Origin of the sequence: Paenibacillus sp. 2003 (assembly GCF_031455635.1) — a bacterium.
GTDB lineage: Bacteria > Bacillota > Bacilli > Paenibacillales > Paenibacillaceae > Paenibacillus > Paenibacillus amylolyticus_B.
On the sequence record NZ_JAVDTB010000001.1, the window covers coordinates 1,267,416 to 1,292,303 of the forward strand.

Sequence of the window (24,888 nt, forward strand, 5' to 3'; positions counted from 1 at the left end):
GGAGTCTTTATGAATAAAACGATTTCTGATATCGCTCAGATGGCAGGTGTGGCAAAAAGCACCGTCTCTCGCTTTCTGAATGGCGGATCGGTTAGTGAGGATACACGCCAGAAAATTGAGCGCATTATCAAACAATACAATTATGTTCCCAACACATTTGCACAGAGTTTAAAGGCCAAGAAAACCAGTATTATCGGCACGGTTGTGCCACGACTCGATTCTTTTGCGACATCCCAGACATTGATCGGGATTGATGAAGAACTGCGAAGTAATCAGTATCAGATGCTGATCGCTAATACGAGTCAGGATATGCAGCGCGAGATTGACGCCATATATGATTTTGCTAGACAGAAGGTATCGGGTATTATTCTGCTGGCTGCTGAAGTGACAGAAGCACATCTGAAAGCAGTAGAGGACATCGGTATTCCGGTGTTACTGGTGGGACAGCAGCATGAACAACTACATAGTCTGGTTCACAATGATGATCAGGCAGGTTATGAGATGGGTAGATACGTCGTCGAACAGGGTCATCGCAAGATCGTGTATATGGGGGTTAGCGAAAAGGATCGGGCGGTAGGGATCTATCGTAAACAAGGGTTCCAGCGAGCAATCGCAGAGTGTGGTGGATGTGAAGTGAAGTATTATGAGACAAGCTTTAAGATGTCTGAAGCCATCGTTACCGCTGAAGCCATCCTGAAAGAGATCACACCAACGATCATTGTAGGGGCCACGGATAATATCGCACTGGGTGTGATGAAGATTGCGTTCTCCAATAAAATCCGCATACCGCAAGACTTGTCTGTTACCGGATTTGGTGGATATGATATTACGGAGATGATTCATCCCACGCTGACGACTGTGAAATATCATTATTTGCAGGCGGGCAAAGTAGCGGCGAATCACATTATTCGTCTGGTGAAAGGCGAGTCGGTGGAGGAACGAACAACACTGGACGTAGAACTAATTCCTCGAGAAAGCGTTGACAAATTATAAAAACATCCTTTATGATAATTCCATCGAACCGGTTCCAATATGAATATCCAATGCGGATATGCGAACACGGGCAGGCATTAATGCCATATGGAATTATTTTTTTGTGACCGTTGGAACCGGTTCCTACATTTTGAATGGAGAACAGCTATGAAAATGACTAGAGAGCAACGCTACAGACGAATTGAACAAGCAGAGCCTGGAGAGATTGCAAAGCTTGAAGCACAGATATCCGTATGTTCATGGAGACAGAGTTATCACATTCAGCCGATAACAGGTCTGCTTAATGATCCTAACGGCTTTGTATATTATAAAGGCTATTATCATCTGTTCTATCAGTGGTTTCCACTTGGAACAGAACACGGCATGAAATATTGGTATCATACCCGCTCGAACAATCTGGTGAACTGGGAAAATATCGGGATTGGAATCGAACCGGGTGGCAGATATGACTCACACGGAGCTTATTCCGGCAGTGCGATTGAAAAAGACGGCAACCTGCACTTGCTGTACACAGGCAATACGAGGGATGAGGCTTGGGTCAGACATCCGTATCAATGCTTGGCAGTTATGGATGAAAGCGGTTCAGTAACCAAATTGAATGATCCCGTAATCTCGTCTGTGCCAGCCGGATACACCGAACACTTCAGAGATCCCAAGGTGTGGCAACAAGGAGACACATATTATTGTGTAATTGGTGCGCAGAGAACAGACGAGACGGGATGTACGGTACTGTATCGCTCAATTGATCTGAACAACTGGGAGTTTCTTGGTGAAATTCGTACGCAATTAACCTCCTTTGGTTACATGTGGGAGTGCCCGGATTATATGGAGATGGACGAGAAAGGTGTACTTGTTTTTTCCCCACAAGGCTTAGATGCTGCGGAAGATCATTATCAGAATATTTTTCAGTCCGGTTATCTGATCGGTGAGCCGCTCAATCTCCAGACGAGAGAGTTCAAACATGGTGAATTTCAGGAGATGGATCGTGGATTCGACTTCTATGCTCCGCAGACGATGCAGGCTCCGGACGGAAGACGTATTCTGGTTGGATGGATGGGACTTCCCGACCTGGCGTATCCGACAGACGATAGTGGCTGGGCTCATTGCCTGACCATTCCTAGGCAATTGTCACTCCTAGATGGAAAGTTAATCCAACAACCTGTTACAGAGATGGTGCAATTGCGTCGGCAGGATAAAGGCACACATATTCGCGCAACGATTGACAATGAGAGTCGATCTTTCACTGATTTTAATGGGATTGCCTATGAGCTGATATGTGAGATGAGCCATGTAGATGCACAGGTTTTAGGCATCGAATTCCGGGCCAATGGAGCTGAAAAAACGGTTCTTTTATATGATCGAATTCAGCAGAAAGTTGTCTTGGATCGGACGATGTCTGGTACCAAGCTGGCAGAGCAGAATGGCGGTGTACGACAGTGCACACTTACTGCGGACGTGATTAAGTTCCATCTGTTCGTAGATGCATCTTCGGTCGAGATCTTTGTGAACGATGGGGAAGAGGTCTTTACCAGCCGCATTTTCCCAAGCCGGGACAGCGTGGACATTCGTTTCTTTGCACGCGGAGGCAAAGCTGATTTTGAAACAACAAAATGGGATTATTAAGTATTACGTGAGAGGAATGAGATAACATGTCGGAGAATCAACGCATTGCCCAGGAAGTCATTCATGCCATCGGGGGCAAAGAGAATATCGCATCATTTGCACATTGTGCAACACGTCTTCGCATCATGGTGAAAGATAAAGAAAAAATTGATCAGAAAACGGTCGAGAACATCGAGAAGGTGAAAGGCGCTTTTTTCAACTCAGGTCAATATCAGATTATCTTTGGTACGGGAACAGTGAATCGAATCTTTGAAGAGGTTGAGAAGCTGGGCATCGAAGGAACGTCCAAGGATGATGTGAAGAGTCAGGGGAAAAAGGAAGGAAACGCTTTTCAGCGGGCTATCCGCACGTTTGGTGACGTATTTGTACCCATCATTCCCGTTCTGGTAGCTACAGGGCTGTTCATGGGATTGCGTGGATTACTTACCCAGAATGAAATTCTGGCGTTATTCGGTGCAACACCGGATGATATCTCGGCCAATTTCCTGTTGTTCACTCAAATCCTGACGGATACGGCCTTTGCGTTTCTGCCTGCACTTGTAGCGTGGTCCGCATTCCGCGTATTCGGCGGAAGTCCGGTGCTTGGTATCGTACTGGGGCTAATGCTGGTCAATCCGGCATTACCCAATGCTTACGCGGTGGCAGATGGATCAGCACAGCCGCTGCATATGTTCGGTTTTATACCTGTCGTGGGTTATCAGGGATCGGTTCTGCCTGCGTTCTTTGTAGGTTTGATTGGAGCCAAGTTTGAAAAGGTATTAAGAAGACGGGTACCTGAGGCACTGGACTTAATTCTGACTCCTTTTATTACGTTAACAGTCATGATTACGCTTGGACTATTCGCGATTGGGCCCGTATTCCATTCTCTAGAAGAGTGGGTGCTGCATGGAACAACTGCCGTATTGGATCTTCCGTTTGGCATCGCAGGTATTATCATTGGTTTCTTCCATCAGATTATAGTCGTTACCGGTGTGCATCACATCTTTAATTTCCTGGAGATTCAACTACTGGAGAAAACGGGATTTAATCCGTTCAACGCCATCATTACCTGTGCCATGGCAGCACAAGGAGCGGCTTGTCTCGCAGTCGGTCTGAAGACCAAAAATATGAAACTCAAAGCACTCGCATTACCTTCTTCCTTGTCCGCATTTCTGGGCATTACTGAGCCAGCCATCTTTGGTGTTAACTTGCGTTATATGAAACCATTTATTATGGGACTGGTTGGTGGTGGTGTAGGTGGTTTTATCGCTTCCTTGTTCCATCTGCAAGGTACAGGCATGGCTGTAACGGTTATTCCCGGTACACTGCTCTATCTGAACAGCCAACTGCCGTTGTATATCTTGTCTAACGTAGTTGCCATGGCGATTGCATTTGCACTTACCTGGTTCTTCGGATATAAGGATCAACCGGTTGCAGAAGAAGTGGTGAGCCATGAAAACAGTGGAGTAACATCAACTGAAGTTAAAGCAGAGGAATCTAATCCGCGTATTAATTCAGTTACCGATGCCGTTACAAGCAATCGTCCTAAGGTAGATTTTCTCGAAATCGCTTCGCCAATAAACGGTACCGTCGTTGCTCTGGAGCAGGTTCCTGACCCGGCGTTCTCGGAAAAACACATGGGTGAGGGCATTGCCATTGAGCCATCAGAAGGTAAGGTGTATGCACCGTTTGATGGTGTCATCGCACATGTCATGAACAAGAGTAAACATGCGGTGATTCTGGAGCATGAGACAGGTGTACAGATGCTGGTTCATATCGGAATTAATACGGTTGGACTAAAAGGAAACGGTTTTACCGCACATGTGAATAGCGGAGATCGTGTAACTGCAGGACAATTGTTGATTGAATTTGACATGGATGTCATTCAGGCTGCGGGTCTGCCAGTGATTACACCTGTGTTGATCCCAAGTGGAAACGAAGCGATAGCAACTGTTACAGCGACGTCAACAGGTCGTGTTCAAGCCAATGGGGAAGCTGTACTTGTAGTGAAATTTACTGAGCCACAATAGAGGCGTGTAAAGTGGGAAGCGGGTAGAGATTCATCTCACCCGTTTCCCTTTTTTGTGTGCGCCATAAGAAATCAAAGAAAACAGATCATCAATAATCTAATTAAACAAAGAGTTCCAGCACACAAGGTAACACCAGTTTACGGTTATCCAATCGACGCCCTATAAAAACAATTGTTAATCGTGATCCTACAGACCAGCGTGACGTTTCAGTCGCTCTGCAATCTGCATTAGATCTTCCGCGGATATCCCTGGCGCAAATTCTTCCGGCAGATCAGGCAGCTCAGGTACTGGCCCTCCATACCCCGGCAAGCCGGCAAAAGCCTCCAGTTTACCACCATCGGTTGGGTGTGTTCCTTTCCAAATCTGAGCAATGCCCTGATAATCCTTGTCACTAAACGTGTACAGTCTGCGGTGCTCGCCCATGGCTTCCCATTTTCTTGTCGTTTCAAAAGCCTTGTTATCCAGTCGGGGAATAGGGAACATCTTTGTTACATCCACACCCGTTGCAATCTCCAATGCCTTGGCATACGCCAGAACGTGCACACCTCCACGTACAAGCAGATAACCAGTCATTTCTCGGGCTGTCTTGTTGTCCGTCATTTCGTAGACTCTCATTTTGTGAGTTCTGGCTCCGCATTCAAGAAAGAAATTATGCAACAGATCAAAGATCAGATTGCCACTGCTCACGACATACGAACCATTCCAGGGTCTTCCCATAGAGTCATAAGGGAGCGCTGTCTGAGCAGATTCGATAAAGTGTGACGTCATCCGTGCGTCTTTACCAACACGCAGTGGTGTGGAGTCTGGGTCACCTGGTGATGTAGAACCTTCAAGCATCAGGTTAATCGTATTGGCGACAAGTTCGACATGGCCGAATTCCTCCGCGGTAATACTTGCAACAATGTCATAAAAGGGACGCAGCTTGGATCTACCTCTGAAATTAAATGACTGAAACATATAGTTATTTAATGTTGACATTTCCCCGAACTTTCCACCAAGCAGCTCCTGAACTGCACTAGCTCCATTAGGGTCCGGATTATTGGATATGGGTAGTTCGATGGCAAGACGGTCTACACGTTTAAACATGACATTTCCCCCTCAATCCTAGTTAGTGTAAAGGTATGAAGGGGCACTTGTACGTTATTCGATCATTTGTGAAACAAAAACAAAACGTTCTGCCAGAGCTTTAAGCTCTGAACAGAACGTTAGATGAGTTCTTATTTGGAAGCTACGCCCACAACGCTGGTTCCATTTTTCGTGATTTTGTATGTCAACACATCTCCGTTCCAGAAATGGAACTTAAGCGTAACTTCGCCATCATTGGTTTCATTGAAGAAGTTAGGTTTCAGTTCAATCACATTACGTTCGTAATCTGGGCTAAATGTGTAGGAGAATTCTTTGAACGAAGTCCAGTTCTGTGGACCGGCGTTTTCTCCGTTTGCATACGTTGCTTCCATCGTGGCCAGTTGATTGCCGTTAAACGTAGTCGGAATGGCAAATGCACTGGTTGTACCAGTTGCATCGTTCAACTTAGGTGTGTCATATTTAATAATATTGAAGTTCCAGTCAGCACCTTGGTTGAATCCAGCTGTGAGTGTAGCATTTACGCCCAAATCACCAGACGCTGTCAATTTGGTTAACAGATTGGATTTTAACGTAAGTACATCTTTTTTGATCATATAGTCTTTACCTCTGACAAGAGGTGTATTGCCATTCTTCAACGAATTGAATTTGTTCCCATTCAGATTGAGTTTTACCTTCTTATCTTGAATGGCTTCATTTTGTTTAAGATATACGAGGTCCGTTTCGGCTGTGGATGAGCGACCTGTCCAGCTGGCTTTCATGGTATCATATAATTCCTGATCAGACCAAGTAAAGCTTGTGCGTCCGAAGTGTTGTCCGTTGTCCCATAACATCGTTGTCATCTGTTTTTGACGCAGATATTGTCCAACAAATTCGAAGAATTTCAGTTTTTCGCCTTGCTCAATGACACCTGTGTGCTGGTCAAAACCAAGCAAGCCATACTCACCGACGATAACCGGAATGCCTTTCGCTGTAAAAGCATTGTATACCCGATCAAATGTGTCGGTAACGTCCTTCTGTACTTCCTCGTTATATTTGGTGTAACCTGCGATGTTCACACTGAACGGCCAGAACCCGTAGTAGTGAACGGTTGCAATAATATTGCTGTCATTCAATTTTTGAATGGTCTTATTTAGTTCATCCAGATCAGGTTGAGCGGAAGAGGTATGCATCGTTGGAAGGACAAGCGGACGTGTCTCGTTGTTTCCACCCGAAGTTCTTACGATCTTGTGAAAAGAAGTATTCAACTCGTCCAGCATGCGATATCCAATCGCTGCATCTGTTGTGCCGCCTTCAGAGAAACGTGGTTCGTTAACACTTTCGAACATGAGTTTATCGGATGCATCTTTGAATTTGTCCGCAATCTGAGTCCAAGCAGAGTTATAACGTGCAAGCACGTTATCATGGTCTTTCTCCATGTAACTGATCCAACGCCAGGAATCATGGTGAAGATTGATCATGACATAGAGATCGGCATCAAGGGCCCAGTTTACCACTTCTTGAACCCGGTTCATGTAAGCGGAATCAATTATGTAGTCGGGTGCGTCACCGATGTGGGCTTCCCAGGTCACAGGAATACGGATACTGTTGTAGCCCTCAGCTGCGATCGATTGTATTAGTTCCTTCGTAATGCGCGGGTTGCCCCAGGCTGTTTCATCTTCACCAACGGCGTCCAGAGAGTTACCCAGATTCCAGCCAGGCTCCATGGCGTTTACATAGGTCTGCATTTTGCTTGGAGCGGCTGAGGTATTGGCCTGTTCGCTGTTGTCAGTTGCAGCTGAGGCCATAGCCGAGGAGAACAGAGATAGAATCATGGCAGTCACAAGCGTAAGAGATAGGACTGATTTGCGGTTTTTTTTCATTAATATAGTCTCCTTCGAATAGAGAATGGTTGAACGTGAATAGCGGTTAAGCAGGGGGAAAATAGAGCTCAACGCAAACAAAAATTCACTTGTTTAATACTGGAATCACCACCGATTTATATTCTGAAAGCGTTTTCGTAATTTACTATATCATGATTTAATATTGGACAATACCTGCACAATTGGAATAAAAATCATGTGAAAATCAGTGATTGCTTTTTAATGATAATTAGATTTAAATACCCTGGGAGGGATCTAATATGAAGCTGGATGCACATCAACATTTCTGGGAATACAATGTCGCCGAATACGGATGGATTGGCGAAGAGATGAAAACCATTCGTAAATCTTTTCTTCCGGAAGATCTTGAACCTTTATTGGTCCAATCAGGACTTGAGGGATGTATTGCGGTACAAGCAAGACAATCACTGACAGAAACCGAGTGGCTTCTGCAGCTGTCAGATCGGCATGAATGTATCAAAGGTGTTGTCGGATGGGTGGACCTTTGTTCGGATGAAGTTCGGAATCAGCTTGAATTGTTCGCGTCCAATTCATATCTGAAGGGCGTACGTCATGTCATACAGGATGAACCTGATCTGGATTATGTATTGAGAGAAGACTTTCAGCGCGGAATTTCATTGCTAAAAGAGTATGATTTGGCCTATGATCTGTTGGTATCCAAGGAGCAACTACCTTATGCCGTTGAACTGGTTAAGGCGTTTCCTGAACAGCGATTTGTACTTGATCATCTAGCCAAACCCGACATAAAATCAGGTATACTCTCACCCTGGAAAGAAACACTTGAGTCATTGGCCACACAACCTAATGCGTACTGTAAACTTTCAGGGATGGTGACGGAAGCAGACTGGGCAAATTGGACTCCGAGCGACTTTACAGCCTATCTGAATATCGCCATAGAAGCCTTTGGTGCGGAACGGTTAATGTTCGGGTCCGACTGGCCCGTGAGCAACGTTTCAGCTACGTATTCTGAAGTATACGGTCTCATTATGAGTCATATTAATGCCCTACCTATATCAGATCAACAGATGATTCTTGGCGGCACATGTGCTGCGTTCTATCAAATATCGTAGTGGGCACTCCGAAGCTAAACCGGTTTCAAGAAGTTGACAACTGTTCTGATTCTTGCTAAAGTTTTATCCAATCCGCATAATCATGATCTGGGAATGTTACCGATATGGGCATAACCTGAGCTGGCTTGTTTACACGTAATCGTGTATCCAGGCTGGTTCGGGTTTTTTGTATTTAAGTTGAACAACCGATTTACACGTGACGACTGCGCGGCCAGAACAATCTTCCAATCGCTGTTATCCCCAGATTTTTTGATCCCTTTTTAAAGGGGAAATCCGGTGATAAATGCGAACGCGCTGCTTCTCCAGATTTTTTCTGTCCTCTCCGTTTATGTGTAATTGTGTAGTTCAACTTAATTATTTTGTCTTTTTAATATTTCTAACGATTTGAGCGGACAGCTGAATTACATATTTGGAAGGAGAATGATGATGACAAATTTTAAATTTCCTAAAGACTTTCTGTGGGGTGGAGCGATTGCTGCCAATCAGGCGGAGGGCGCGTATCTGGAAGATGGCAAAGGGCTGAGTATCGTTGACTTGCTACCGACAGGAGAGAACCGCAGAAGCATTATGAAAGGTAATGTTCCAGCTTTTACGCCGCTTGCTACCGAGTTCTATCCTTCGCATGAAGCGATCGACTTCTATCACCGTTACCCTGAAGACATTGCTCTGTTTGCCGAAATGGGATTCAAAGCACTGCGTGTCTCCATTGCCTGGGCACGGATATTCCCAACAGGAGAAGATGCGCGGCCGAATGAAGCCGGATTGCAATTTTACGATAACCTGTTTGATGAATTGTTGAAAAACGGTATTGAACCTGTAGTTACATTAGCTCACTTCGATGTGCCTGTACACCTGATCGAGAAGTATGGCAGCTGGAGAAGTCGTGAACTGGTAACGCGATTTGAAACGTACGCTACAACGGTATTCACTCGGTACAAAGACAAGGTGAAATACTGGATGACATTTAATGAGATCAACATGTTGCTTCATCTTCCGTTTCTTGGAGCGGGGCTGGCGTTTAATGAAGGGGATAACATCAAGGAGATTCAATATCAGGCTGCTCACCATCAATTGGTTGCGAGTGCACTGGCAGTCAAAGCATGTCATGAGATTATCCCTGGTGCCATGATTGGCTGTATGCTTGCGGCAGGAAGCTTCTATCCGTATACCTGCAATCCGGAAGATGTGTTCCAAGGTATGGAGAAAGATAGAGAATCCTATTTCTTCATTGATGTGCAATCACGTGGGGAATATCCGGGTTATGCCAAACGTTTCTTCAAGGATCACGGGTTGAACATTGTTATGCAGCCGGGTGATGCGGAAATCTTGAAGAATCATACCGTAGATTATATCGGGTTCAGCTATTATTCAAGTCGTACAACTAGTACCGATCCGGAAGTTATCAAAAATATGACCAGTGGTAATGTATTTGGCTCGGTAGCCAATCCATATCTGGCGAAGTCCGAATGGGGCTGGACGATTGATCCTAAAGGATTCCGTATAACCGCCAATCAACTACATGATCGTTATCAGAAGCCTCTGTTTGTTGTTGAGAATGGATTTGGTGCCAATGACGTGGTTACCCCGGAAGGTGAAGTGGATGATGCATACCGGATTGACTACTTGAAACGGCATGTAGCTGAAATGGGTGAGGCTATTCAGGATGGGGTGAACATCATTGGTTACACCAGCTGGGGACCTATTGATATTGTAAGTGCATCCTCAGGTGAGATGAGAAAACGTTATGGCTACATTTACGTGGATCGTAATAATGAAGGTCAAGGAGAGCTGACACGGCTGAAGAAGAAGAGTTTTGAGTGGTACAAAAATGTGATCGAATCCAACGGAACAAACCTGGGTGACGCTTAGTCATAAAGGTAAATCGGATTAGCTCTAATTATAAGCAATCGGAAGAACCCTGAATTCACGGAACTTCCGATTGTCCTCACATTGAAAGCGTTGACATATAGTCAGGTTCGCGCTATACTTGACGCAATTATATCGTTTCTGGGATTGTTACTACTCGAAGTAGGCAAAACCTAAGCACCAAAAAAAGCAGACCACCATGTCTTGTTTATTTTGTGATGCTTCAGGTTTTTTTTGTATGCCCAAAAGACGATGTATAACTGCCAAGAGAGTGGAACGTGACGGGGGGATTGAAGTGAAAATAGCAAAGGTTATCAACAATAACGTCATTAGCATCTATCAGGCGGATGGAGCAGAGCTTGTGGTGATGGGACGTGGGATTGCCTTTAAGAAAAAGCCGGGGGATAAAGTAGACGAGACCCGCATCCAAAAAGTATTTGCATTGAAAAACAAACAGACATCCGATAATTTCAAAATGCTGCTGCGTGAAGTTCCGATGGAACTGATTGAAATTGTGGAAGAGATCATCACGTATGCGCGTGAGAATCTGGGCCGAAAGCTGAATGAGAACATCTATGTATCCCTTACGGATCATATTAACTTCGCGATTGAACGTTATCGGGAAGGCGTGGAGATCAAGAACGCATTAATGTGGGAGATCAAACAGTTGTACAAGCCCGAATTCGAACTGGGCCTGAGGACGCTGGAACAGATCAACACCCGTATGAATATTGAGCTTCCACCCGATGAAGCCGCTTTTATTGCCCTGCATATTGTTAACGCAGAGATGAACGAAGAAGTTATTACAACGATGAATATTACGAAGTTTATCCAGCAGATTATTAATATAGCGAAATATCATTTCAAAATGGAATTTGATGAGGACTCTCTCAGTTATTTTCGCTTTATCACACATCTGAAGTTCTTTTCCCAGCGTGTGCTCAGCGGCACGCATTACGACAACAACTATGATCATTTCTATGACATGATTAAGGAGAAACATCCGGATGCCGCAGCGTGTACGGAGAAAATTGAGTTGTTTGTCAAAAAAGAGTACAACCATGAGCTGACCAATGAAGAAAAATTGTATCTGACGGTTCATATCGAACGAGTGGTTAATCGATAATATTTAAATGTTGACAAAAATGGTTTAATTATAATAATATGTGATTAACAGGAATTGAATACGATTTAACTGGGATTGTTACTGGTTATGCAGGCAAAACCTAAGTCATGAGAAGGTCAGGACCATTGTGTCCCCTTGCTCAAGGCTTAGGTTTTTTGCGTGCAAAAAAATCGGTAAAGGGCCTGTTTGAGAAAAAGTGGGGGTGCAGATCATGAGTCAAGAGAAACTGGCCAAAGAGATTGTAGAACTGGTCGGCGGTGAGAAAAATGTGGAATCGCTGGTTCATTGTGCAACACGATTACGGTTTGTATTGAAGGACGATGCCAAGGCAGACAAAGCCAAACTGGAGAAAACAGAAGGCATCATCGCAGTCAAAGAAAATGGAGGACAGTTCCAGGTGGTTGTTGGTAACAAGGTGCCTGAAGTCTATAGTGCCATTGGACAGATCAGTAACATTCTGGACGATTCGTCAGATAAAGAAAAACCTCGCAAAGCAGCCAAAGGGCTCGGGGGGATTATCGATATCATATCCAGCATCTTTGCACCACTTCTGGGTGTTATGGCGGGGGCGGGTATTCTAAAAGGGTTATTGTTGATTGCAAGTAATATCGGATGGCTGGAAACGACAGAAACAACATATACGATCCTGTATGCAGCAGCAGATAGTCTCTTCTATTTCCTGCCTCTGTTGTTAGCGGTTACAACAGCACGTAAATTCCAGGGAAATATGTTTGTCGCGATGACGATTGCAGGAGCATTGATCTATCCGTCCATCGTCACGTTGAAATCAGAGGGAACACCAACGGATTTCTTCGGTATCCCTGTCATTTTGATGAACTATTCATCTACAGTTATTCCTATCATTTTAGCTGTCATTGTCATGAGCAAGTTGGAAAAGTTCTTTAATAAAACACTTCACGATAGTGTGAAAAACTTTGTTACACCATTGTTTTTGCTAGTGATTATGGTACCACTGACACTGTTGGTATTCGGACCATTTGGTGTCTACGTTGGTAATGCAATTGCAGCCGGACTCGTTGCCGCATTTGGATTCAGTCCATTACTCGCTGGAGCCGTTATGGGTGCAAGCTGGCAGCTGCTCGTTATCTTCGGAATACACTGGGGTCTCATTCCGGTATTTATCAACAACGTTGCAGTGTATGGACAGGATGGTGTTAAACCCGCTGCGACAGCTTCGATCTTTGCTCAAACGGGTGCTGCTTTTGGGGTTATGCTGAAAACCAAGAACAAAAAACTGAAAACGCTGGCTGGATCATCCACGTTGACCGCATTGTTCGGTATTACGGAACCGGCCATCTATGGGGTAACATTACCACTGAAACGTCCATTCATTGCAGGAGTTATCGGTGGTGCAGTTGGTGGAGCTATCATTGGTCAAGCGGGTACATTGGCATTTGCATCCGGCGCACCGGGACTGCTGACATTGCCAATCTTCTACGGACCAGGTGGACAAGGCTTCCCTGGATTGATTCTGGGTATCGTAGTATCCTTTGTTGTTTCGGCTGTACTCACGTACATTATGGGCTTTAAAGATCCGGTTGAAGAAGAAACAAAAACCGAACCTGCTGCATCTGCCGAACAACCTGTTCGTGCAACGAATGCTTCGGACGAAAATGTATTTAGCCCAATCGAAGGAACAATTGTGGAATTATCGGAAGTTCCAGATCCGGCCTTTGCATCGGGAGCCATGGGTAAAGGTATTGCGATTGAGCCAGCTGTGGGCAGAGTCGTAGCGCCTTTTGACGGTACAGTTACCGTTGCATTTAAGAAAAAACATGCCTTGGCTGTAGTATCAGACACCGGTGCTGAAATATTGGTTCACGTGGGAGTAGATACCGTTAAATTGGATGGGCAGCATTTTGTTTCCCATATCAAGGAAGGGGACAGGGTCCAAGCGGGAGATCTGTTGCTTGAATTCGATATTGCACAGATTAAGGCTGCTGGTTATCACACGGTAACGCCGATTATAGTAACCAATTCAGCCAACTACGAGGATGTAATTCCACAGGCTACAGGTCAGGTTCATAGCCAGGAGCTTCTATTGAAGTTGAATAGCGGAAAGGGACAGGAATAAGAGTAGATTGATGTATTAATCTGATGGTGAAGTGTTTTCATCGTTCCGTTGACATGGTGGAATTGGAAAATTATAATTAGGTTTGTACATCTATACATGATAATGAAAGGTGGATTATTGAACATGACACATGCGATGAGACTGCGTTTCCTCCCTTTGAATCGGTAATTGAATACGTTCAAAGGCTCTGACCATTGGTTCAGAGTAAACGGGATCAGTCTGTCATTTTCAATCATCCTGACCTTAAAATAAGTGTTATACTCGCTTTCCCGTTTACGTTGAATCACAGGCCGTGGCCTGTGATTCTTTGTTTTTTCTTCTGATTATCTTAATCAGGGCAATAATTAGGTAAAGGCGCTCAATACAGACTACTGGAGGTACCCGCTATGATGACGTTACTGTTCTATTGATACGAGCTGGCACGATAAGCTCGTATCGATAGAAGTGTGCTTCGCTATCGATACGAAATAAATCTTATTTCGGAGGTAGCGAATATGGAAAAGATATGTTTTGAATTAGAACAGGTTGAGATGACCTATATGGATAAAGTAATACTGAACATTGAGCGACTGGCTGTGCATCAACTGGATCGCATTGGTGTAGTAGGTGGTAATGGTCAGGGTAAAAGTACACTATTGAAACTCATTACGGGGCAGATCCAGCCAACAGCCGGAAAGGTAAAACGTTTTGCAGAGTTTGGTTATTTGGAACAAGTGGAACCACCCCAGTCTAACGAAAGTATTGAAGTTGATGGGGCTTTACTCAGTAAATTAGCCATACCTCAACACGATCAACCATGGAGTGGCGGAGAACAGACCCGTCTAAAACTGGCTCAAATGTTCACTCATTATCATGAAGTACTGTTACTGGATGAACCAACAACACACCTGGATCAAGAGGGCATTACATTTTTACTGGATGAATTGCGTTATTACTATGGGGCGCTTGTGCTGATCAGTCATGATCGTGCGGTTCTGGATGAACTGGTGACCACGATCTGGGAAATCCATCAAGGTGAGGTTCACGTATATTCCGGAAACTATAGTGATTATCAGGTACAGAAAAGGCTGGAGCGTGAACAGCAAAATCAGGCCCATGAACAGTTCTCGAAGGAGAAAAGACGATTGGAACTGGCCGCCCGGGAAAAGATGAAGAAAGCCGAAAAAATAACGCAGGCCGGAAGCATGTCCAAAAAAGAATCCAAGGCAAAGGCAAACCGCATGTTTGAAACCAAATCCAAAGGTACCAGTCAAAAAGCAGTGCATCGTGCTGCTAAAGCAATTGAACAACGAATGCAACAACTTCAAGAGGTGAATGCGGTACAGCAGGTTCGGCCAATGATCTTCCGTCAGCCGAAGACATTGGAGCTGCACAACCGATTTCCAATTATGGCTGATCGCCTTACACTTGAGGTGGAAGGTCACATATTGTTGGAGGATGTAAGTTTTCAAATTCCATTAAAACAAAAAATAGCGATAACCGGAGCCAATGGCAGCGGGAAAAGCACATTGCTTAACCATGTTTTCCATGCTGGAGATCACATCACCATGTCTCCAAAAGCAAAGCTCGGTTATTTTCAGCAAATGAGCTATCGTTTCACGACAAAAGAGACCGTATTACAATTCCTGAAAAATCGTTCGCAATATGAGGAATCAGAGCTCAGAAGTGCGTTGCATGCGATGCAGTTTACAGGCAATGACTTGCTGAAGAATGTTGGGACATTAAGTGGAGGAGAAGCGATTCGTCTTCAATTATGTCACTTGTTTCTGGGCCAATATAACATTCTATTGTTGGATGAGCCGACGAATTTTCTTGATATGCATGCATTGGAAGCGTTGGAGCATTTTATCAAGGCCTATGAAGGAACGATTCTGTATGTATCTCATGATCAGAGGTTTATTGAAAATACAGCGGATCAACAATTTCAGATTACAGAGCGTCAATTAATTCAGGTGTCTGTATAAATTGAACTAAAGAACATTTACACTGGACACTACGATGACAGAACAACCTTCCGATCGCTGTTATCCCCAGATTATTTTGATTCCTTTTATAAAGGAGTAAATCCGATAGCGATATGCTTTCGATGTAGCTTTCTTGCAGAAAGCTTGTAGGCGAACACTTCGCTTCTTCAGGTTCTTTCTGTCCTCTCCGTTTTGTGTAAATGTTTATTTCAATTTATATAGAAAATAAATCTATAGAAGAAGAGAAGTAACGAAAACCGCCAAAGTGATTTTGGCGGTTTCGTCGTTTTCAAAGATAGGCAGATCAGTTACCTTATGTAGCTTCTATTAAGAATCCGCTTTTATAACCGTGGAATGCATGTTACCTGTGAGACGTTGTGGTGGGAAAACCATGCGCACGGGCGCAATGATGATGGCAGCAAATACAGCCTTGATCAGATCACCAATAATGTAAGGATAAAACCCTTGAATCATGGCCTCAGGTAGGTCCATTTTGTAAGCATAAGCAAGCCAAGGCACACCAGATACATACACGAGCAGTGAACCAAATAGTTCAAATACAACAAAAGCGAGAATGAATCCTGTGACACCTTTGATATTGATTCGTGCAAGCAACAGTCCAATTAATAAAGCGGAGATCGGCCACATCATCACATATCCTCCGGTAGGTCCAAGAAGTACCGCAAGTCCTCCGGTCCCGTGCAGCAAGGGGAAACCAAGAGCGGTGAGCAGAACAACCATGGTAACGCTTAGGAAACCATATAGTGGACCAAGTAATCCTCCGGCCAGCATGACAGCCAAGGTTTGTAATGTTATCGGTACAGGGGAGAAGCCAATGGGAATGCTTATGTAACCAAAAAGTACTAAAATTGCGGCCATAAGTGCGCTGAATACAATACCTCGCAAAGATAATTTCATGTTTGAACAATCCTCTCCATTTTGGTAATATGATTGTTAACCAATTATATAAATGTGGTTGACGATTAGGATCGTACCACATAAAAATAGAAAGGGAAAGGACTAATTTACGATGCAAGGCAACCTGCCTATAATTACATTAGAAGATGTTCGGGTGCATTATGCTTCCGAAGGTAGTCAGGTGAGAAAAGCACTGGATGGGGTCTCACTTACGCTGCACCAAGGAGAATGGATTAGTATAGTAGGAGCGAATGGCAGTGGAAAAAGCACACTTGCTGGACTACTGATTGGATTCATTCCACTATCTGGAGGGGTACGGGATACCTCGGATGAACTTACCGTTCGGGGTGTATTGCAGCAACCGGATGCACAGGTACTAGGCGATACGATTGAAGAGGAGTTTCATTTTGCGCTGTCACCATTGATGGATTCTGTAGAAGAGCAGTTGGAGCACAGGCAGGATGCATTACATACCGTAGGACTTCAATATCCCCCGGAGAAGGCGGTCTCACAATTATCCGGTGGACAGAAACAACTGCTTAATATTGCTGTAGCGCTCGCAGCCAAACCGGATATATTGATTCTGGATGAGCCAACAGCCATGCTTGATCCGGGAGCAAGAGACCGTATCGAGGCCATCGTTCAGAAGATTACCCAGCGGGGGACAACGGTGATCTGGATTACACACCATCTGGAGGAAGCAACCCTGTGTGATCGAATCATTGCTATGGAGAGGGGACGTTGTGTTTACAACGGGGAGCCGGAGTCCTTTTACTATGAAAAAGAGACGAATGAGAAGGCTACTCGGGAAAATGTACAGCTATCTCCCTGTGAACGGTTAGGATTGGATCCTCCTTTTACTGTAAAAACTGCGTTATTGCTCAAGCAAAAAGGTATGATGCCAGAAGCCATGCCACTGCGACCTGAGCAACTGGCCAAGGAGGTCGCACATTGGAGATCGAGCTAACCAATATACGTATAGAAGCATCGGAATCGAGCAAACGTGCACTGCTTGAAGATGTGAGTGTCCAGTTGAACAGTGGGGAAATCACCTTGCTGCTGGGCTGTACGGGTTCAGGAAAAACGACTTTACTACAGACGTTGGCTGGTCTAAGACCGCCCGATGCAGGAAGTATCACATTGGATGGCACACCTTTCTGGAAAGAAGGAAAAGTGCCGCAGTCGATTTTATTGCAAATGGGACTACTGTTTCAATTTCCGGAACAACAACTGTTTGCCCGAAGTATTCAGCGTGAATTCACATATTCTCTGCGTCCTTATCGACTTTCAGAGAAACAGCAACAAGAGCAGATCACAAAAGCACTGAAGCAATGGGACCCGCCAGTGTCCTCAGAGTTGGACCGACGTTTTCATCTGGACAGGTCGCCATTTGCTCTAAGTGGGGGAGAGAAGCGCAGGTTAGGTCTTGCTCTCGGAAGTGTGACCAATCCACACTGGCTTCTGCTGGATGAGCCAAGCGCCGGGTTGGAAGCGCAAAGTGTCGGGCTTTTGCTGGATGTATTGGAGCAACATCGTCTGGCAGGTGGTGGGGGCGTGGTAGCAACCCATGATCTGGATACATTCTTACCTTGTGCGGATCGAGTATTGTTGTTGCAGGAAGGCCGTTTAATCGCCGATCTTACGCCGAGAGAACTTCACAAAAGGCCTGAACTGCTGGAGCAGACAGGAATCGGACTGCCACCATCGATGAGACTGGCACAGCAGTTTAGAGCAGCGGGTCTTGAGCTGCCTTTGACCGCGATGACGCCAGAAGAGATGGCTGAGTGTATTGTTCAGTCCAAGTCAGTTGAGGTGGGGATTCAAAACGAATCGATAGAAGCATCATGGAAGGTAATGATGGAAGTCAAGAACGATTCAATGAAATATGAAAAAGAAGCACTGATGCTGTCGTCCATTAAAACGGAAGATGATCCAAAGCTTGTTCCGAACATATTGACTCATTCAGGCGGATTATATGGCGTCATGGACCCGCGTCTAAAATGGATTTTGTATATTTTGCTGGTCACCGCAGCTATGCTTCAGCAGCGCTGGCTGGGATTGACGTTAACACTGGTGCCGGTAATAGCAGCACTTGCCGTGCTCCCGCGTCAGACTTTGGCTGGATGTATGAAGTTAATGAAGCCATTATTTTTCTTTTTCATCCTATCAACGGCGTTATCTGGGACAACTCTTTCAACAGAAGGAGGAGGTCTGCACTTTGGCTTTTCCCTGATGCAGGCGGAGGGCACTTTGCTGAATGTGTATCGTTTGTTTATCGTCACGTTGGCAAGCCTTTGGTTTTCGTTGACGACACCTTATGGGCGAATGGTAGAAGGGCTTAACTGGGTACTCGGTATCGGTAAAAAGATCAGGTTGCCCGTAGCTTCGTTTGCTCTTGCTGTTTCGTTAATCTTTCGGTTTATCCCGATGATCTGGAGTGAGTGGCAGCGATTCTCACTGATCGTACGGGCACGTGGAAAGGCAGCTTTAAGACCAAATACCGTTCGAATACGTGACCTGGGTCCGATGGTGATTCCCCTGTTAATGGCACTGTTCCAACGTGCAGAGGATATGACAATTGCGATGGAAATGCGTAAAGTTAGAGAGCACTCTATGCTCGGAGGACGTTCATCGTTATTAGTATGGTCCAAACGTGATACCTGGATTAGCCTCGCTGGCCTCATTGTTTTTGTACTATTAATATGGATTCGCCAATTGTGATGGCGATAATGATCGTGATGGATCCGGTAATGGATCAAAACCTAAACGCAGTGTTTTCCAAAGATCATGCATAAATGCGTTTGTCCTCGCTCACAATAAGTGGACGTTGATCATCTGAAGTGGATCAGGAGGGATAAACGATGAAAGATAAGTTTTTGCGTGAAGAACGGCAAGAATATACCGATGTGTCTACGGTGGAGTCGCAGCGAAACGATATCACACTCGAAGAATTCCCGGAGGGTCCTTACGGTTCATCTCTGTTATCCGAGTCTCTCGGGAAAAGTTCTCCATGGCGGGCAGATCAGCGGTCTGCACATCGTTTTGATTTTGAGAATCATGAGCTTCATGAAGGAGAAGTACGAGATTATCCGGGTCAGGATGTGTTCGATGAAACGGTTCCGGATAACGTGTCCAAACCTCAATATACGGAAGAATCGTAATGAGATATGAATATAAAATAGAGTATAGCCTCCGACAGGTTTTGTCCTGTTCGGGGGTTATTTTCGTTGTGTTTAATGAAAACAAATCTCCTCCAATTCCACATTATGGGTTATTATGTTTGTAGCTCGAAGTAAAAATCTGGTTAAATATGCGGGGGACTTGGGATGAGAGAGATCGATTATAGTCAATATTTCTGGCAGGATGATAAGGTCAGATTACGTGCTTTGCGTGAGGAAGATTGGGAAGACCATTATTATAACCGCTTTGATACAACTGCCCGTCGGTTATTGGAGTGTGCAGTAGAGTTACCGCCAACCCATGTTGAAGCGAAGAATTTCACGGAAAACTTCTCTGATTTTTCTTTAACCAAAGGACGGATCATGTTTACAATTGTAAATATGGATGGTGAAAATGTCGGAGGTGTGAATCTGAATAGCATTGATGAAAGGAACGGTACCTTTAGCATTGGTATTCAAATTGACAGGGATCATCGAGGAAAAGGATACGGAACCAGAGCCGTTCGGATCTTGTTGAAGTATGCCTTCTTCGAGCGCAGGCTCAACAAATTTAATGATTCTGTACTCGAAGGAAATGAACCTTCTGCAGCCATGATGAGAAAACTTGGATGTATTCAGGAAGGTGTGCGTCGTCAGGTGATTTATACGGATGGGAAATACCAGGATCTGATTCTCTTTGGATTAACCAAAGATGAGTTTATGGAAAAAGAAGGGCTTGTATGACTCCAGCATAAATAAGATCGCTAGGGTGCTCGAAATCTGCCAATTTTAGTTGGATCAATGATAATGTACATTAAGCGGAAGGCGAGAGTATTCTAATGATATCAAAATCTGAGGTGATCGTGTGGATAGAGCAATACCCGATCCGACATGGAAAAGGTTAGGTTTTGCTGAACGGCCTGATTTTCATACTTCTGGTCTGGGTGTGGGGATTGTAATTATCGATTCAATTAAACCACATCATCTCGTAAATCACTTAAATACACGAATCAAATGTGTTGCCGTACATGAAAATATGACTGTCACTGTGCGAGACATTTCATCTATGAACAGGGAGGAGGATAAACAGAAAGGTGAACATGGCCTTATGAGTGTACTGGCTTTAGCCCATGAACCTATTCTGTTAGAGGAACAAATTCACGTCGGGATTGCACCAGCAGCAACATTTATCGTTTTAGATCATGGCGCATTTACAACTGGAGAAGGAGAACGTCTGAAAAAAGGAATGGAATGGATTCTTGAACATGGGGTCGAATGGAATATAAAAATTATTTTAAGCACTGGTTGGCAGGCATTAGATAATGAAGTTCATCTTAAAAATACGAGTGAAAACTCAACGGTTAAAGCATTGGCAACAGCTGTGCAACAGGGCATTTTGGTTATTTGTTCGAATGGAAATACACGTTTAAATAACATCATGCCTCCAATACAATATCTAGCAGTAGGAGGCTATGTTGATCGTGGAAAGGCCGATCGTTCATTACACGTTCCTTTCCCTGATGAACCTTATGGCAGAAATGGAGATGGTCACTTTAGGCCAGATATATTAGCGCCCAGACTACACCTTACAATCCCCTCTTATGAAACTGAAGATTCTGGTCAGCGCGTATCTTTTTATGGGGGGACCTCTGGAGCGGCTGCGCTTGTGGCTGGTGTTGCGGCCCATTTGTTCTCCCAATTTCCGAGTTTAAGTTCCGAGATGCTAAGAAACTTATTAGTCGAGCATGGAGAACCACTTGAGGATGATGATAACCTGGCTCCTCGAATTAATGTTGAGAATACAATTCGTTATATGAACAGGGCAGATAAGCTAAGGTACATAACAAAAACTTTACCCATGATAAGTATAAAAAATCAAAATCTCTATAGCGCAATTCATTCAATGGATGATATCGAAAGGGCGCTCTCTTTAACAGTTTTAGTTGAGAGAGACGAATTATCACGTGAAGAGTTATGGAGTTTCACGAAGGATTCATCCGCTATTGTTCGTAAAATTGCAGTATCGACCCTAGGTGAACCGATGAACGAACAAGAGCGAAAGTTGTATTGGGTGTATTTAATGCATGAAACAGAAGGAGGAGTGCGTGGATGGTATATGCATGGATTATTGCAAAATGCTCCAAAGGAGGAAATACACAATTGGATAAATTGGTCAACAGATATTAACTGGTCGGTTCGATGGTGTGTTAGCGAATATTTGGCTCAATATCCAGAGTGTTTTCCCCAACTTGAAAAAACCCAAGACCCTGACGCTATACATATCAAGGCATTGCCTTTAAGGCAATGGTACACGGCTCTATAATGATGTAATGTAAATTAATATGTGGAGGCAACCTTATGAACCAACCCATACTAACCGATGAGTTAATCATCGATTGCAAGGATATTTATTTGCGCGAGTATCGAATTGAAGATTTAGAGAAACTGCAAGAAATTACGTGGCAACCTGAGGTGTATGAATTCCTACCGGGATGGAACGCTACGATTGAAGACAGGACCCTGTGGCTCACCGAATATGAAATCCCTGAGAATCAGCATTTTAAACAAGCTGTGATGGCGGGAGGGGATATCGGAGAGTTATATTTACGTATGGCTATTGTACTCAAAGAAACTGACGAGTTTATCGGATGGTGCTGCTCAGGAATTAAGGATGAGTTACCAGCACCTAATCGGGAGATTATGTACGGTATTTCGAAACACTTCAGGAATCGTGGCTATACAACGCAGGCAGTAAAAGGAATGACACAGTATTTGTTTGAACATACAAACGTTGAAATATTAAATGCCATCGCTTTGATTACCAATCAAGCATCCAATAAGGTGATACAGAAATGTAATTTTGAACGGTTAAATTTGATCGAAATCGAGGATGAACCCTATATCCATTATCAACAGTGTAAGCACGAAGATAATTTTTGATTGAACTTTTATCATCATTGAAAATACCTATAATATCAAAATTTCGGATCAGGTTAGACAGTTATTGCTGGCTGCCTGATTTTTTTCTGTCATTTAGTTTATAGGACAAGTGTTAATAATTTTCTCCACGATAATAGCGTTCCAGTTTGTTATCCAAATGAACAAGCTGCGCTTTTTTCTCCTCGATATCATTCAGCAACTTTTGCTTTTGATCCTCAATCAGTTTGGTTCTTTCCTTCAGCGTGGAGGTTCCTTCATTGACCTGATCATAATACTTTTTGATGTCTTCCACACTCATCCCGGTTTCACGAAGGCATTTGATAAAAACCAGCCAGTTCAGATCATCCTCCAAATAAAGACGGTTATTCTGCTCATTTCTTGCAGCAGGTTTCAGCAGTCCCTTTCTTTCATAAAAGCGAATCGCTCCAATGGAAATTTCAACTTTTTTGGCTACTTCTCCAATCGTTAACATGTTAATCCCTCATTTTATAAAAAATAATTTGACCTACACTAAGTGTAGCATAGTAACTTATACATTGTTAAATATAAATCAAATTATGGAAAGAAGGATTCGCATGAAAAAGACTGTTTTTGTAACCGGAGCAAATAAAGGAATTGGATATGAAATCGTAAAGCAGTTGGGTGAAGCAGGTTGGAAAGTTATCCTCGGCGCACGTAGTGTTGAACGGGGTGAAAGAGCTGTTTCCGAGTTAACTTCCAGGGGGTTAGACGTAGAATTTTTACAAATCGACATGAGTGACTTGAAAAGCATCGAGCATGCAGCCGATACGATTAACAAGACTTATCCCACAATAAACCTTCTGATCAATAACGCTGGAATGCCGGGTGCCTTTTCTCAGTCTTTTACGGATACCAAAGAGGAAGATTTGCGGAACGCCTTTGAAGTGAACTTTTTCGGCACCTTCCGTTTGAATCAGCGATTGTTCCCGTTAATCAAAGACAATGAAGGCACAATCATTAATGTATCAACTGACATGGCTTCTCTGGACCATATGCAAAATGCGGAATTTACTTTAAACGCCTTCGACTATAATTCATCCAAAACGGCCAACAGTGCCATGACACTTTCGATGGCTTATGAAGTGAAAAACAGCAGGGCGCAAGTCTTTGCGGTAACGCCTGGATTCACATCAACAGATCTTAATGGCAATGCCGAAGGAGGTAAATCAAAAGAAGCCGGCGCTGCGATTATCGTGCGCTATGCGACGGATGGTAAACGCCATAACGGAGAATTCCTAGATGAAAATGGCGTATACCCTTGGTAATCCACCGTTCATACTGGATGATCTTGTCCCCCGGATGATAGCGGAAAATTAGATGAAGTATTTGCTTGGTGCCGTTACTTAGATATCAAGGAATATGAGAATACAACGTCGAATTAAAAAATATGTTAGTTTTATCTTGTTTATATGCTGTAAATGAAACAAACACCAAACTTAGACGAACATCTTTCTTGTACTAAGTTAACAGAGCAAGTACTATAAATTGTATTTCTAACAAGCGTATCAATCTGAGGTATATATTTAATGGAGGTTTCACTATATAAAGCAGATTTAAAAGATGCAGTGACTATTCATGAAATGAAAGTCAAAGCATTTATGCCCTTGTTGGAAAAATATCAGGATTTTGCAACAAGCCCCACCAATGAGACCGTAGAAAGAATTATTACTCAAATCAATCAATCTTTCACAGATTATTTCATAATTCATCATCTTGAGATTGCTGTTGGTGGGATTAGAGTCGTGGAAAAAGATAATCAAATCTATAGTGTTAGCCCAATTTTTATACTGCCAGAACATCAAGGAAAAGGAATTGCACAAAAAGTCTTTACAATGGTTGAGCAGATATATGATGATGCAAAGTCATGGAAATTGGGTACCATCTTACAAGAGAAAGGGAACTGTTATTTGTATGAAAAGATAGGCTACAAAAAAACGGGTGTAACAAAAGCAATTAACGACAAAATGACAATGGTATTTTATGAAAAGCATATATAAGCTTCAAATCCTTGAATAAGACGTCTCAGATTCGTTAGCCCGAAACCGATTGGACTACCACTATACTAATCGGATACAACAAAAGAATCCCCCATTCATTTCTAAACCGAAATGAATGGGGGATTCGTCATGCAATGAAAAG

General features: G+C 43.7%; 20 protein-coding genes. 16 read left to right on the plus strand and 4 right to left on the minus strand.

Annotation, left to right across the window (positions count from 1 at the left end; all coding sequences use genetic code 11):
• Positions 1-9 precede the first annotated feature (9 nt).
• The 3 genes from J2X75_RS05785 to J2X75_RS05795 all read left to right on the plus strand — a co-directional run bounded on the left by J2X75_RS05785 (position 10) and on the right by J2X75_RS05795 (position 4,625).
• Positions 10-993 carry a LacI family DNA-binding transcriptional regulator gene (locus tag J2X75_RS05785; RefSeq protein WP_150367424.1) on the plus strand — a complete coding sequence of 328 codons (984 nt, stop codon included), beginning with the start codon at positions 10-12 and terminating at the stop codon, positions 991-993.
• A 147-nt stretch (positions 994-1,140) separates the two neighbouring features.
• Positions 1,141-2,616 (plus strand): glycoside hydrolase family 32 protein, encoded by a 1,476-nt coding sequence (locus J2X75_RS05790; protein WP_310334914.1) that lies wholly within the window; start codon positions 1,141-1,143, stop codon positions 2,614-2,616.
• A gap of 26 nt (positions 2,617-2,642) precedes the next feature.
• On the plus strand, positions 2,643-4,625 hold the full coding sequence (locus J2X75_RS05795) for a sucrose-specific PTS transporter subunit IIBC (protein WP_310334915.1): 1,983 nt from the start codon (positions 2,643-2,645) through the stop codon (positions 4,623-4,625).
• A 186-nt stretch (positions 4,626-4,811) separates the two neighbouring features.
• Here J2X75_RS05795 and J2X75_RS05800 read toward each other — a convergent pair whose 3' ends face one another.
• Both J2X75_RS05800 and J2X75_RS05805 read right to left on the minus strand, forming a co-directional pair.
• Entirely contained in the window at positions 4,812-5,711 is a 900-nt protein-coding gene (locus J2X75_RS05800) for a manganese catalase family protein (protein ID WP_091031094.1), read from the minus strand.
• A gap of 131 nt (positions 5,712-5,842) precedes the next feature.
• Positions 5,843-7,570: a cellulase family glycosylhydrolase gene (locus tag J2X75_RS05805; protein WP_310334918.1), complete on the minus strand. Its 1,728-nt coding sequence runs from the start codon at positions 7,568-7,570 to the stop codon at positions 5,843-5,845.
• A gap of 260 nt (positions 7,571-7,830) precedes the next feature.
• Here J2X75_RS05805 and J2X75_RS05810 point away from each other — a divergent pair, with 260 nt between their 5' ends.
• The 5 genes from J2X75_RS05810 to J2X75_RS05830 all read left to right on the plus strand — a co-directional run bounded on the left by J2X75_RS05810 (position 7,831) and on the right by J2X75_RS05830 (position 15,712).
• The gene (locus J2X75_RS05810; protein ID WP_310334919.1) at positions 7,831-8,661 is read left to right on the plus strand and encodes an amidohydrolase family protein; all 831 of its coding nucleotides are present in this window, start codon (positions 7,831-7,833) and stop codon (positions 8,659-8,661) included.
• A gap of 426 nt (positions 8,662-9,087) precedes the next feature.
• On the plus strand, positions 9,088-10,530 hold the full coding sequence (locus tag J2X75_RS05815; RefSeq protein ID WP_310334921.1) for a 6-phospho-beta-glucosidase: 1,443 nt from the start codon (positions 9,088-9,090) through the stop codon (positions 10,528-10,530).
• A gap of 292 nt (positions 10,531-10,822) precedes the next feature.
• On the plus strand, positions 10,823-11,653 hold the full coding sequence (gene licT / locus J2X75_RS05820) for a BglG family transcription antiterminator LicT (RefSeq protein ID WP_215075086.1): 831 nt from the start codon (positions 10,823-10,825) through the stop codon (positions 11,651-11,653).
• A 211-nt stretch (positions 11,654-11,864) separates the two neighbouring features.
• On the plus strand, positions 11,865-13,748 hold the full coding sequence (locus J2X75_RS05825; protein ID WP_150367418.1) for a beta-glucoside-specific PTS transporter subunit IIABC: 1,884 nt from the start codon (positions 11,865-11,867) through the stop codon (positions 13,746-13,748).
• Positions 13,749-14,242: 494 nt separating this feature from the next.
• A complete protein-coding gene (locus tag J2X75_RS05830) occupies positions 14,243-15,712 on the plus strand; it encodes an Msr family ABC-F type ribosomal protection protein (protein ID WP_310334924.1) in 1,470 nt (489 codons plus the stop codon).
• Between the two features lie 327 nt (positions 15,713-16,039).
• Here J2X75_RS05830 and J2X75_RS05835 read toward each other — a convergent pair whose 3' ends face one another.
• Complete coding sequence (locus J2X75_RS05835; protein WP_310334926.1) at positions 16,040-16,630, minus strand: biotin transporter BioY; 591 nt, start codon at positions 16,628-16,630, stop codon at positions 16,040-16,042.
• A 112-nt stretch (positions 16,631-16,742) separates the two neighbouring features.
• On the opposite strand from J2X75_RS05835, the gene J2X75_RS05840 reads away from it, so the two are divergent.
• The 6 genes from J2X75_RS05840 to J2X75_RS05865 all read left to right on the plus strand — a co-directional run bounded on the left by J2X75_RS05840 (position 16,743) and on the right by J2X75_RS05865 (position 22,728).
• Positions 16,743-17,597 carry an ATP-binding cassette domain-containing protein gene (locus J2X75_RS05840; protein WP_310334928.1) on the plus strand — a complete coding sequence of 285 codons (855 nt, stop codon included), beginning with the start codon at positions 16,743-16,745 and terminating at the stop codon, positions 17,595-17,597.
• Positions 17,582-19,351, plus strand: coding sequence for an ATP-binding cassette domain-containing protein (locus tag J2X75_RS05845; RefSeq protein ID WP_310334931.1), 1,770 nt, complete (start codon positions 17,582-17,584; stop codon positions 19,349-19,351). The genes J2X75_RS05840 and J2X75_RS05845 overlap by 16 nt, the downstream gene beginning before the upstream one ends.
• 140 nt (positions 19,352-19,491) lie before the next feature.
• Positions 19,492-19,791, plus strand: a complete 300-nt coding sequence (locus J2X75_RS05850; RefSeq protein ID WP_310334933.1) for a hypothetical protein — start codon at positions 19,492-19,494, stop codon at positions 19,789-19,791.
• Positions 19,792-19,956: 165 nt separating this feature from the next.
• Positions 19,957-20,532: a GNAT family N-acetyltransferase gene (locus tag J2X75_RS05855; protein ID WP_310334935.1), complete on the plus strand. Its 576-nt coding sequence runs from the start codon at positions 19,957-19,959 to the stop codon at positions 20,530-20,532.
• Positions 20,533-20,653: 121 nt separating this feature from the next.
• A complete protein-coding gene (locus tag J2X75_RS05860) occupies positions 20,654-22,111 on the plus strand; it encodes a S8 family serine peptidase (RefSeq protein WP_310334939.1) in 1,458 nt (485 codons plus the stop codon).
• 35 nt (positions 22,112-22,146) lie between these two features.
• On the plus strand, positions 22,147-22,728 hold the full coding sequence (locus J2X75_RS05865; RefSeq protein WP_307537013.1) for a GNAT family N-acetyltransferase: 582 nt from the start codon (positions 22,147-22,149) through the stop codon (positions 22,726-22,728).
• A gap of 112 nt (positions 22,729-22,840) precedes the next feature.
• Here J2X75_RS05865 and J2X75_RS05870 read toward each other — a convergent pair whose 3' ends face one another.
• Complete coding sequence (locus J2X75_RS05870) at positions 22,841-23,200, minus strand: MerR family transcriptional regulator (protein ID WP_076249478.1); 360 nt, start codon at positions 23,198-23,200, stop codon at positions 22,841-22,843.
• A 103-nt stretch (positions 23,201-23,303) separates the two neighbouring features.
• Between J2X75_RS05870 and J2X75_RS05875 the strand changes: the two genes are divergently transcribed.
• Both J2X75_RS05875 and J2X75_RS05880 read left to right on the plus strand, forming a co-directional pair.
• Positions 23,304-24,014 carry an SDR family NAD(P)-dependent oxidoreductase gene (locus tag J2X75_RS05875; RefSeq protein ID WP_310334948.1) on the plus strand — a complete coding sequence of 237 codons (711 nt, stop codon included), beginning with the start codon at positions 23,304-23,306 and terminating at the stop codon, positions 24,012-24,014.
• 261 nt (positions 24,015-24,275) lie between these two features.
• Positions 24,276-24,746, plus strand: a complete 471-nt coding sequence (locus J2X75_RS05880) for a GNAT family N-acetyltransferase (RefSeq protein WP_310334951.1) — start codon at positions 24,276-24,278, stop codon at positions 24,744-24,746.
• Positions 24,747-24,888: the final 142 nt, after the last annotated feature.